The organism is Aureispira anguillae (genome assembly GCF_026000115.1).
GTDB lineage: Bacteria > Bacteroidota > Bacteroidia > Chitinophagales > Saprospiraceae > Aureispira > Aureispira anguillae.
Map to the genome: position 1 here is coordinate 4,972,288 of NZ_AP026867.1, position 12,263 is coordinate 4,984,550.

General features: G+C 37.2%; 7 protein-coding genes. 1 reads left to right on the top strand and 6 read right to left on the bottom strand.

The features are described from left to right. Nucleotides 1-139 precede the first annotated feature (139 nt). Nucleotides 140-286: a hypothetical protein gene (locus AsAng_RS19450; RefSeq protein WP_264788762.1), complete on the bottom strand. Its 147-nt coding sequence runs from the start codon at nucleotides 284-286 to the stop codon at nucleotides 140-142. A 104-nt stretch (nucleotides 287-390) separates the two neighbouring features. Continuing rightward, the gene (locus tag AsAng_RS19455) at nucleotides 391-1,596 is read right to left on the bottom strand and encodes a C1 family peptidase (RefSeq protein WP_264788763.1); all 1,206 of its coding nucleotides are present in this window, start codon (nucleotides 1,594-1,596) and stop codon (nucleotides 391-393) included. A gap of 685 nt (nucleotides 1,597-2,281) precedes the next feature. On the opposite strand from AsAng_RS19455, the gene AsAng_RS19460 reads away from it, so the two are divergent. Further along, nucleotides 2,282-7,840: a LamG-like jellyroll fold domain-containing protein gene (locus tag AsAng_RS19460; RefSeq protein WP_264788764.1), complete on the top strand. Its 5,559-nt coding sequence runs from the start codon at nucleotides 2,282-2,284 to the stop codon at nucleotides 7,838-7,840. Between the two features lie 84 nt (nucleotides 7,841-7,924). On the opposite strand, the gene AsAng_RS19465 is transcribed toward AsAng_RS19460, so the two are convergent. The 4 genes from AsAng_RS19465 to AsAng_RS19480 all read right to left on the bottom strand — a co-directional run bounded on the left by AsAng_RS19465 (nucleotide 7,925) and on the right by AsAng_RS19480 (nucleotide 12,094). Next, nucleotides 7,925-9,568 carry a hypothetical protein gene (locus AsAng_RS19465; RefSeq protein WP_264788765.1) on the bottom strand — a complete coding sequence of 548 codons (1,644 nt, stop codon included), beginning with the start codon at nucleotides 9,566-9,568 and terminating at the stop codon, nucleotides 7,925-7,927. 53 nt (nucleotides 9,569-9,621) lie between these two features. After that, a complete protein-coding gene (locus AsAng_RS19470; RefSeq protein ID WP_264788766.1) occupies nucleotides 9,622-10,203 on the bottom strand; it encodes an RNA polymerase sigma factor in 582 nt (193 codons plus the stop codon). A 327-nt stretch (nucleotides 10,204-10,530) separates the two neighbouring features. Then, nucleotides 10,531-11,577, bottom strand: a complete 1,047-nt coding sequence (locus AsAng_RS19475; protein WP_264788767.1) for a hypothetical protein — start codon at nucleotides 11,575-11,577, stop codon at nucleotides 10,531-10,533. Next, the gene (locus AsAng_RS19480) at nucleotides 11,549-12,094 is read right to left on the bottom strand and encodes an energy transducer TonB (RefSeq protein WP_264788768.1); all 546 of its coding nucleotides are present in this window, start codon (nucleotides 12,092-12,094) and stop codon (nucleotides 11,549-11,551) included. The genes AsAng_RS19475 and AsAng_RS19480 overlap by 29 nt, the downstream gene beginning before the upstream one ends. Between the last annotated feature and the right edge of the window lie 169 nt (nucleotides 12,095-12,263).

The following is a 12,263-nucleotide window of genomic DNA, read 5'->3' on the forward strand; positions in this document are numbered from 1 at the left end:
TGCTTTAATAACACAAAGAACGTTAAATTTTAACAAAGAAAGCCCAAATATGTTTGTAGATTATTTAACATAAATGCCCCTAAGGCAAAGAACGAGTTTTTTTTGCTAAGAATCCCCCCCTTCCCCTACTATGCTTTTTCTATTTGTCGATCCCAATGCACAATAAAATAATATGGCTGCAATACGTAATGCCGATACAGCAACTAACAACAATATTTCGATCAACAAATGAAAATACATAAGCCAACATCAAAATAAAGACTGCCAACCAACCTTGTTTTTCCATTCCCAAGTCTTTTTACGCTAAAAATGAATTGCTCTTATCGTCCCAACAAAAAAGTCGCACTCCATTTTGATGAGGTGCGACTTCTTATCTTTTTTTAGGCAAATTTATTTAATGCCCAATTTTTTAGCAATTTTCTTTGGTAAAGCACTTTTGTGTACCATCATATTCATCGTTTTATAACGGAAGTAAGCCTCTGAAGCATAAAAATAACCATCGCAATGATTACCTGTTCCCCAAGAGTTCTTAATCACAAAATATTTTGTACCATTTTGGTCTTTTACAATCCCTGTTGCATGCATTCCGTGGTCATCAGTCGTTTGATAATTATCATAAGCTGCTTGACGCATTTCTTGAGTAATTTTTTTCTCAGGAACAGGTTGATTAAAGGCATCGCTAATTTTTTCTGCTCCAGCATCACTAAAATGCTTGTTGTCTCTTCCTCTTTTGCGAATCGTAGACTCATCTTCAGGTACGATAGCCAATCCATCTCTAAATGAAAAACCTTTTTCAGAAACGTCGGCCGCCCAAGCCCAAGTATAACCTTTCATCAAAGCAGACTCTGCCACTTCCATCAATTCGTCAATTGGCAAGTTATATACTTGACCAAACGCCCAGTTATCTGGCACTGCCAATACAAATTGCTCATAAAATGGGTGATGCGTAAAAGAGCCCAACACTACATAATCATCCATGTCTAGCCCCAATTCTTTTGCATAGCTTTTGCCATTGTATTTTTTGCCATCTACTTCAAACTCTTCTGGCTTTTTACCCAAATATGCATCCAATACACCATCTACAGCATCAGTCCATACAGGGGTTAACACTCTATTTTGAGGGCTTTTTACCACAACATCTACCATTGCTTTTAACATAGCATCCATTTCAGAATGGTTGTGTATTTTGCTTCCATAATTTAGCCCTTCATAAGCTTCCAATGGAACAATACCATACTTCTTAATTACATGAGGAATATCATGAAATGCACCACCAGCACTAAAGTTAAAACTACCATGCATACGTACATAGTTAATAGCTTTGTCGTGATAAGCATTACGAGCAATCCACATTTCAGAAAGCTCATGTTTACCTTTGCCCATGCGCAACAACTCTGATTCTAAAAAAGACAGAGCTGAAAAAGTCCAGCAAGTTCCTGTTCTCCCTTGAGACTGTACGGGAGTAGCCTCCATATCTTTGAGTATAGTAAACTGATATTGACTTCCTTCCTTATTGGTAATCTTTTCTGTATCCTGTGCTTTTCCGCTAAAAGATGCAACAGCCATTATCAAAGTAAGTGCAATTGACTTATACATATCTGTTATATTTTATTATAGTAAACCGTTTTGACAGCACAAAAGTACAAAAAAATGAAGAAAAGTTATTTGGTGAAAACTTTTTTCGACAAAATAGTTTGATCTATCTATGAATAACTCAATGCCTTAATAGTATGTTCTTCACCTTTATTCCCTTTTTATATTTGCATCAGTCTTTTTGTAATATGACAGAATGAAAAACAAACCGTTATCGCTAATTAATACATAAAATCGAATCAATGCCCTAACTCCTACGGTATTTATTCGCCAACGAATTAAGGCTTGATTTTCTTCCCCTTAGCAGTCTTCTATTAAAGCATAATAATTTATTAATATAGCTAAAACATATTTATAAACACCAAATGATTATTTTACCAAATATTATTGTAATTTAGCAAGCTAAATCCAAATTAGATACTAACTATTAAGTTAATTAATTTACTGAGCTTGAAGCACTAACAATCAAAACTAAAAAATAAATAGCGATTGTTGTCGCTTAAATAAATTCAATATGTTTTTATTCTTATGGTGTATACTTACTTGCACTCTCTCCCCTCTCTTTTTAGCTCTTTAATAAATTAATTGCTACTCGTACAAACTAAAAACCATGACGAATTCACTCTCCATAAATGATCCCCTCTATTTTATCACACTACTGTAATTTACACAAACAAAACTACACTACATGAAAAATTTATTTTCCGTTTTATTGTTGTTCTGTTGTACTCAAGCAATGTGGGCAACTAGTTTCTCTGTTACCAACCTAAATGATGCTGGTGCAGGATCGCTTCGCCAAGCTATCATTGATGCCAATGCAGATGGTTCAGCTACAGCTGGTAGTCCTCATATCATTGATATTTCATTGACGGGAATCATCAATACGAACTCGGCAATGCCTAGTATCGTCAATCACATTACGATAACAGGTCATGCTTCTGGTAATACTATTTTTAGGGCGGCAGCCAATCCTAATTATCGACTATTTCATATCAACGGAGCGGTAACGGTCGTTTTTAATAATTTAATCTTACAAGGTGGAGATCCTGGAGGGAGCAACCCTGGCGGAGGCATCCTAAATGCAGGAGGCATCTTTACGCTAAACAATTGTGTTATTGACGGGAACAAAACAGGTGCTGCTGCAGGTGGGCATGGTGGTGGCATTAGTCAATCCTCAGGAAGCTTATCTATTAATAATTCTACCCTAAAAAATAATGATGGTGGTACTTTTGGTAGAGGTGGAGCCATCAATATCGACATGGGAACCGCCACGCTTAGCAATTGTACGGTACACGACAATTTGTGCGGTTTTAATGGTGGTGGAATCTTTGCCGCTAACAGTTCTATATTGACACTTATCAATTGTACGGTTGTTGACAATAGTACAACCTATAACAATGCTGGATTTGCGGCTGGTGGTGTTTATTACCATTTTGGAGTACTTCATATGACCAATACCATCCTCGCTAACAACAGTTCCACTGCAATTCCTAATGCAGATTTAAATTCCTTGGCAGCAACCTATACAGGCACCAACAATCAAAATATTGTAGAATCTTGCAATGGTTTTAATGCAGGTTTTTGTGGATCGGCAGCCTTCTTCTCTACCTCTACAGACCCTAATTTGGCAGCAGTCAGTCAATGTGGCTTGCAAGACATCTACCGCCCTAACACAGGCTCGATTGCCATTAACAACGGAACAACCACTGGGGCTCCAACTACTGATATTTGCGGAAATGCTTGGGTTGCCAATCCTGACATTGGTAGTGTAGAATCTGTGAATCCTGCTTCTGCCTTAGATTTTGATGGAAACAATGATTTTGTAGCCATTGCTAGTCCATTTACAGGCTTTAGTAATGAAATTACCGTAGAAGCTTGGATTAATGTACAAAACGTTACAACAGGGGCTGGTTTGGGACAAGCAACGGCTAATATAGACAATATCACTACCAACGTATGGTCGCTTGAATTAAATGGAGACAATACCATATCCTTTCACATTAATGATGCAGGTACCATTAGAATAGCTAAGTCTACTTCTTTGTTTAATGGCACAGGATGGCATCATGTAGTAGGGGTTGCAGGACCAACAGAAACGGCTATTTATGTGGATGGCACCAAAGAAGCAACGACTACTGGAATTTCAAGTAATATTCAAAACAATGCTAGTGCTAGTTTGCATTTAGGCAAAGATGTCCGTTATGCGAGTGGTCGCTTTTTGGATGGTCAAATGGATGAAGTACGCATTTGGACCGAAGCCCTTTGTGCTAATAAAATCATCGCTCGCAAAGATTGTCAACTAGTTGGCAATGAAAGCAATTTGGTGCATTATTATAATTTTAATCAAGGATCTGCTGCGGGTACCAATACAACAGAAACTAGTCTACTAGATCGCCAAACCAACCAAAGCGCCCAAAACGGTGCGTTAACCAATTTTGCGCTAACAACAGCGACCTCCAATTGGATTAGTGGTGCTTCAAATGGTATAACAGGAAGCTGTTCTTCTGCTTTTCCTGAAATCGACCTGCAAGGAAATGGGCTTTCGATTATTAATAATGACAATACCCCTAGCTTATCAGACCATACGGATTGTGGTACCATAGATCCTGCATCGGGTGCGGTGGTTCGAACATTTACGATTGACAATACTGCGGGTATGAATTCGTTAACGGTTAGCAGTATTTTTAATACCAATACCACTGATTTTACCGTAGGAGGAATCAGTTTTCCTGCTGTAATTCCCCAAGGTACCGCTACTACCTTTACCGTAACATTTGACCCAACCTCTTTGGGGCTCAAAACGGCAACACTTGTCATTGTTAATGATGATTGTGATGAAAACAACTATCTATTTGCGCTACAAGGCATGGGAGCAGTCCTAGAAAAAATTGCTATTACAGAGTGGTTGACCAGCCCATCAGGTAGCAATAGCCAAGAACAATGGGTAGAAATTTATAATTATGGTAGTAGTTCTATTGATCTTCAAAATTGGAGAATAAAAGACGAAGATACAGACGATGATCTTATCACAGCCTCCTCTTATTCTATCCCTGCTGGTGGCTATGTAATCCTTGCTAATGATAAAGCAAATTTTGAAGCACTTTGGTTTAATGGTTGTGCCCAAACAGAAGTTATTGAAGTAAGCGGTTTGACCTTAGATGTAGTAGATGAAATTCACCTAGAAAATAGCCTAGGAGTTACCATCTGGTCTATTGCTTATAATAACGATGAAACCTCAGGTCGAGCTACCCATTATACGGAAAGTCCTTCCTTTGCAACAACAACTTGGGGAAATAAAACTACTCCAGGAATTGTTAGAGCAGGAAATGATGTTACAGCCAGTTTAGGTTATGAAAAAAATAACAGCACAGTAGATCCTAATGCAACAACGGCAACCAATGGAGATGTTGGAAGTCCTTTAAATAGCTCCTTTGCGCTCCCTGAGTTAACTCGTGGTGACGCATTAACCTTTGATGATACGGATGATTATATCAACATTCCTGATCATAATCTATTTGATGTATCAGCAGTAACCATTGAAGGTTGGGTATATTGGACCAATTCAGGTAATACAGTTGACTTTCTGACAGCCAAAGGAAACGAAGAGTTAGAAATCCATACTGGAGGCGGAGCTGGCAACAATTCATTGCGCTTTATCCCAACTAACTCGGTTTATATTGATGCTCCTGCTGAGAGTTTTCAGCCCAACCAATGGAATCACATCGCTTGTGTTTACAATCCCAGTACTTCATTTGGAGAAATTTATGTCAATGGAATACCAACAGGAGCAACCAATACAGGCAGTAACCCATTAAACACTCCTATTACAACTAGTGCTACTGATTTTAGAATTGGTGCAAGATCTGACAATACTTTTTTTGTAGGAGGGCAAATGGATGAGATTCGAGTTTGGAATATTGCGAGAACAGAAGAAGAAATTCGAGAGCATATGCATCTAACCTTAGTTGGTTGTGAAACAAATTTGATTGCTTATTATCAAATGAATGATGGAACAAGCTCTAGTACGGTAAGTGATAAATCGGGAAAGGGAAATACAGGCACATTGACCAATATGAATCCCTCAACAGATTGGGTGCCCAGTACTGTAAATATAGGTCATGATGTTTCAGATGCGTCAAACAGTCAAACAATTGCCAACATCACTACGGGTTCTGTTCCTTTCACCAATGCCAATATGACTATGTTTTTTCATAATCATAGCAATAGTGAAGATTTTACGGTAGTTTACCAAGCTTTTGCCCCCAATACAACCAGTGGAATTGATGCGGTTACCATTTATCAAAATACCATGTGGACGATTAATAAATCCACCAGCACTAAAACTTTTCGAGCAGACTATGAATTCACCTATCCTGCTGGTACATTTACAGCTTTGGAAGCGTCCAAATATGCCTTATACTGGCGTCCAATGAATGCCACAGGCAATTGGTCTAAATTAGGCACGGCACAACATGTTACTACTAATACCATTAAATTCAGAAACATTAGTTTAACAGGGCAATTTATGGTTGCAATGGAATCCGAATCAACAATCTCTGATCTACGAGGAAACATGTATGTCTTTGATGGTGTTGACGATTATATTGATGCCACTACGGCCACAGGACTGCCACAGGGAAATGCATCTCGTACCATAGAAGCATGGGTAAAAACAGGGCTTCCAACAACTGCTAATTATAACAATATACTGAGCTGGGGACGTAGAGCTGCTAATTTGAGAAATAGTATTGGAATCCGAAACGGAAATCTTTCCTTTGTAGGGGAAAGCAATGACTTAGATGGCTCTGTCTTGATTAACGATGATGAATGGCATCATATTGCTTGCGTTTTTGATGGGACAACGTTATCACTCTATGTAGATGGTGTCTTGGATATTGCTGCTGCAAAAACATTAAATACAACAGATCAAAATCTAGTACTCGGCACCATCGCCTTGCCTGCCAGTGGTGAATTTTGGGCAGGAAACCTAGAAGAAGTCCGTATATGGAATACAGCACGAAGCTTAGCTGAACTTAGGGAAAACATGCACTTAACCCTTAAAGGCAATGAAACAGGTTTGGTTTCTTATTATCAATTTAACACTGATGATCCTGTAGGTACTGCTAATGGGGTAAAAGATGCCATTGGTAACAATCATGGTACAACAGTAAATATGGCTCCTGTTGCTTATATCCCATCAGAAGTAGCTGTTGCGGGAGGAGTATCAGACCGTATAAATATTGGTAGTGGGGGCATTTATAATTTTCCCAACACCAATGTAACAATTGAATTTGGCAGTACAACTCCTAATGGTGAAGTTGTTATTTCTCGAATAGAAACCGAAAAACCGCATGGCTGGAATAGCTTAACGGGTGATGTTGACAATGAATATTTCATTATTAACAACTATGGCAGCAATCAGACCTTTACAGCTTTAGTTGACATGACCTTTAATCGCATGAACTATATTTCGCCTACTGATATAGGGATGGCTCAAGCCGTTTCTCCTTTGCACATCTACAAACGCAAATCAAATGATTTTGGTGCTACTTGGGGAAGTACCTTAGGTGGCGCAGATGCTGCTAGTGCGGGCTCCAATGGTTCTATCAGTTACAATACTAGCAATGGAATTACTAGCTTTTCTCAAATTGTTATACTAAATGTAGGTGCCAATTCTGACCTTCCTGTAGAATTTGTTCGTTTTGATGCACAGCGCATCAACCAAGAACAGGTTGAACTCAATTGGATAACAGGATCCGAAACCAACAACCAAGGTTTTCAAATAGAACGTATGTTGGAGCATGAAACTAGCTTTGCGCCAGTAGGCTGGATTGATGGGCAAGGCAATACGCCTAACACGACCTATTATCAATTTATTGACGACAACAATTATCAAGGAGCAAGTTATTATCGCCTCAAACAAATAGACTTTGACGGTTCTATAGAATATTCAGAAATTCGAGTTATCAAAGGTGCTCAACAAGGTAAGATGTTGGTTGAGACCTATCCAAACCCTGTTAATGCTAATTTATCCATTCGTTTTAAAGTAATCCCCAAAGGAGTCAAAACAGCGAATGTACGCATATTAGATGCTCGTGGTCAATTGGTGTATCAACTTCAGCATAAGATCCACTCCTATCAAGAACTCCATTTAAACAGCCTTAAAGATTGGCCTCCTGCCATTTATATGCTGTCTATTGAATTGGACAATGGGGAGCAGATGACACAAAAGTTCATCAAAGAATAAGCAAAGCTGTTTAAACTTTACTAAAAAAGCCTACAGAGTACATACTGTAGGCTTTTTTTTTGAACAGGGTCTCAGTCAAAACCACTAGAACGTCAATAGCGTTCTGACATCTTCCTCGGAATCAATCCTTCCTGCTGGTTTCATTTGGAATACAAACTCATTGTTTGGTCTTTCCTCATCTTCAACATTTGCCACTAATAATTCATTCTCTGCGGTTAAGGCCCAGATTTTATTTTCTGCGGTGGCATCGTATTTTAAGCTTGTTTCATTATCCTGAGTGGTCGTTGAAGCAAAATAATACAATTGTTGGTCATTGTTCGTAATAAACAATTGATTGATATCTATATCATTACCATTTTCATCTACAAAACTGGCTTTTATTTCCAATGTTTCCTTTAATATAACTTCTTTCCCACAATTCCATAAGCCAAAGCGATGGATGCTAAACCGATTAACAACCTCATTCCACATTCTCTCGTTATTTGCGATTGTTTGAGGATTGGCAACCTGCTCAGCTTCAGCAATAACATCTTGTTCCCACTGCTCCAACTTTAAATGATAGTCATCCATTTCAGCCTCATAACGTTTTTGAGCCTCTTGGGTAGCCACTACAACGGGATAAACCTCAAATTTTCGAACAATATTCCCCTCAAAGCCTTCGTACACCAATTCCATTTGATATTTATTGTTCCCCAAACCAACCATTTTCATTGAGTTCCATACGGTATCAAAAGTAGCATTGGTAAGTGCTGATTTTTTCACCATTAAAGTGACATCTTGATTATAAGCTGCTAGCTCAGGAAAATCTTCAATATTAATATCTAAATCAAAACTTTGCATATCATTAGGTTGTCCTGGGCGAATCGGTTTGCGAGGCTTGCTGCTAGCTAAAGTCACTTTTGCTTGCGCCAAAGCTTCTTCTTTTGTTGGCAAATCAGGCTCAGGTGTTGATTGAGGAATACTCACTTGCGTAATTACCTCTACATCATCTTTTCCAGTATAATCCCAAAGATCGTCTTGCTTACTATAAACATAAACCTTTAAATCTGTTGTTGAAATTTCTTGCGCTAATTTGCCTTTTAGTTCAACATCCAAGGTTTTATCCATGCTTAAATAAACTGGTTTTCCATCTTTAAACCCTTTGATTTCCATCATTCCAGCAGATTGTAAATTTTGGTGTTTATCCTGTTCTTTGGGTACTCCAGCCAAAAACATATCAACATGGTCGTTGAATTCTCGATATTGTATGTCTACTTTTCCCTTGACAGGCAGCCCTTTTTCGTCTACAAAAGCCGAAGCAGGCACAATAATTTTGGAACCAGAATGATAGTTTAAGGTTTCTCCTTCCTCTGCCGAATTGACCACTAAATGGCTAAATGGCTTTGAGAAATCCGAAAACGGAGCTTGCAGTGCCAACTGTTCATTGATTTGTGACGTAGGAATAGTAGCATCCAACGACATCATTGACTGACGAATCATAAAAACCAATAAAATAGATGCCGCAACCGCCATAACAGCTCCTGTGCCATATTTAATCATCAAAGGAGATATTTTACTTCCCTTTGTTGTTTGAGTTGTTGTTTCACTGGCGGGAACAATAGCCATTTCCTCATTAGGAGGCACTTTGGCTTGAAACTGTGCAAATAAAGCGTCAAAATCTTGATGCTTTTCAATTTGCTCAGAACTGAGTTCTGGAGGATTAACTTTAATATTGTAGTTATCTTTCATTTCTTTTTACTTTAAAAACGATTAGAATTAGAGCAACAATTAACTAGGCTAGATTAATCTGATCGTTTTTGTTTCACAAATCGTTTTCTCATTTTCTGCAACAATCTGTAAATCTTCACTTTTGCATTATTTTCTGTAATGTCTAATATATCGGCGACCTCTTTAAAAGGTCTTTTTTCAAAAAATCGAAGTTCTAACAACTCCACTTCCTCAGGTTTTAAATCCTGAATAACATCTTTTAGTATTGTAATATTAATATCTAGCTCCTCTTTATCTTCATACTCATCTTCTAAATCCTGCATTGTTCGTTCTTCTAGAGCGACTACCCTATTTTTATTATGTTTCCGAAAATGCTGTGCGATTTCATTACTAGCAATTCTAAATAACCAAGCAGAAAAAGGAACCCCTTTAAAAACATACTTGTCTATTTTTTGCATTGCTTTTAGAAATACTTGCGATGTCAAATCTGCCGCTAATACTTCATCAACGGTTCGTTTATAAATAAAACGAAAAATTGGTTCGTAATAACGGTTGTACAAAACCCTAAATTTTGCAGGGTTCTTTTGTGCTGCCTGCACTTCAAGCCATTCTTCTTCCATAGCTTGTTGTGTGACGGTATACTTGGATGCTGACATATAGTGTATTAGTTAATCATTTGGGATAGAGAAAAAGTCTATGGCTTATTTTATTCTAATTTAATAATCTTTGCTTATCACTCCATTTAAAATCATACTAAATTGATTATAAGCATAATATGCACTTAAAATCTAAAATATCAAAAAAACTTATAATAAATATAGCATAAGATACTTTTTTATGTTTTTCAATTCCTAAATTAAAAACATAAATGGAGCATTATTTGCCCTAAGGTAACAATTATTTGATGCTTAAGAATATAGTCTTTTAATGATTTTTGTTTTTTGATACAAAACAAAAGACCATTCCTAATAAAAGATCGCTTATTATTCCTCAAAATAAGTATACTCAAAAACGGTTTGGATTCCATCCTCTTCTATAATATGCGTTTCCAATAGTCCCTCTTCAGTATATGCAAAATACTCTAGTTTATAAATTTCTGGTTTTGGAGGACTTACGGGCAAATTCACCTTAACCTCTTGCACTTTAGTTTTTTTCTTTTTTTTCTTTTTCTTTGTTGAAAACTCTTTTTCTTCAGGAGGTTCAGCACGTTCTGTTTCTCGCATTACCCAATGCAACTTTTTAGCTAATCGACCGCCTTCATACTTATAGTCAATTGTAAATAAAATCTTACCCGAAGAATTTCTAACCTTGGTAATTACAGCATTCCCCTCCTCATCTAAAAACGTCTTTTTATCGTTTATTAAAGCATATAAATTTTGATAAACCTGATAAGATTCGGCATTGGGAGTATATTCCGTTATCGCCAAGCGTTTTTCTTTATCTTTTAGCCCTACTAAGCTATCCATTTGGGGCGAATTGCCTACAGCTGTCGTTTTTTGTCGAATGACACGAGTCAAACTATCAAACTCAAATTCATCCAACAGACGCACGCTCTTATTAGGATGCCCATACATCTTGACACGTTGAAAAGGAATCCCATTGTGCTGATAAAAATAAGCATAGGTAAAATCCAATTTAGAGTTTTGCAAAGAATCATAAACTAGTTTTTCTATAGCCGATAATAAATCCTGTTTATAAAAAAACTCCATCGTCCATTGTTTATCTCCAATGGGTACATAAGTAGAAATCATCGTCATTTTTCCATCGGGAAATACATAACGTTGATATTGATGAGATGCTTCAATAGGAATACTCCAAATAGAGCCCGACTCATCCCCTGTGTCCATTTTATAGATTCCTTTCCATACCGTACATTTATTATTTCCAAATTCAGTAACCTTAGCCAAATCAAAAGGTAAAGGTGGATAGATTTCAGGATACATTCCAAGTTGAGCATGAACTAGATTAACCGTCCAAATCATCCCATTAATCAATAGCATTTTAATAATCATTGGTATAGTCTTCTTCATAAATTCTATCTTTTACAATTACTACTTGTGTATACATTTTATACGCTATGGGTTTTCCAGCCTTACTGATAGCAGGATTCCACCTAGCTTTTTTTAATTTTCGAAGCACATAAGCTTTTAGCTTCCAATCATTCGTCTCCAAGACATTAATCTTAGTCGTCCAACCTTCTAAACTAACCGTATATTCTAAGACGACAAACTTCCAATTTTTCAAATCCATGTCTTTGCGATAAACTTGGATGTCCATTAATCCAAATTCACCTCCTGCCAGTGTTGGCAATCGTAATGGTTGTTCTTGGCTACTCAATGATTGTTGCCGATCTATGGTTGTAGGAACCTTCTTAATTGGCTGTGCTTTTTCATGAAGTTTTGTTTCTTCTTGAGGCGGTCTATCTTTCTTTTTTTTGCGGATAATAAATGTTTTTTTGGCAGGGCAAATGGTTGTAGAGATGCTATCTTGGGCAATTAGCATAAAAGGAAGGAAGCAATTAAAAATTAGAACTGCAAATAGTTTCATATCGATAGCGTTTTATTCATCTGATCTAGCCTGTCTACAAGATAATAAGGTTCTTGGAGAAGAAAAAAGCTCATTACAATATACCTCACTAATTATACCATAATTAAGCCTTTAGATAGAATAAAAACGCAACTTATATGAACAATCTTATGAAACGATTTTTTTTTTT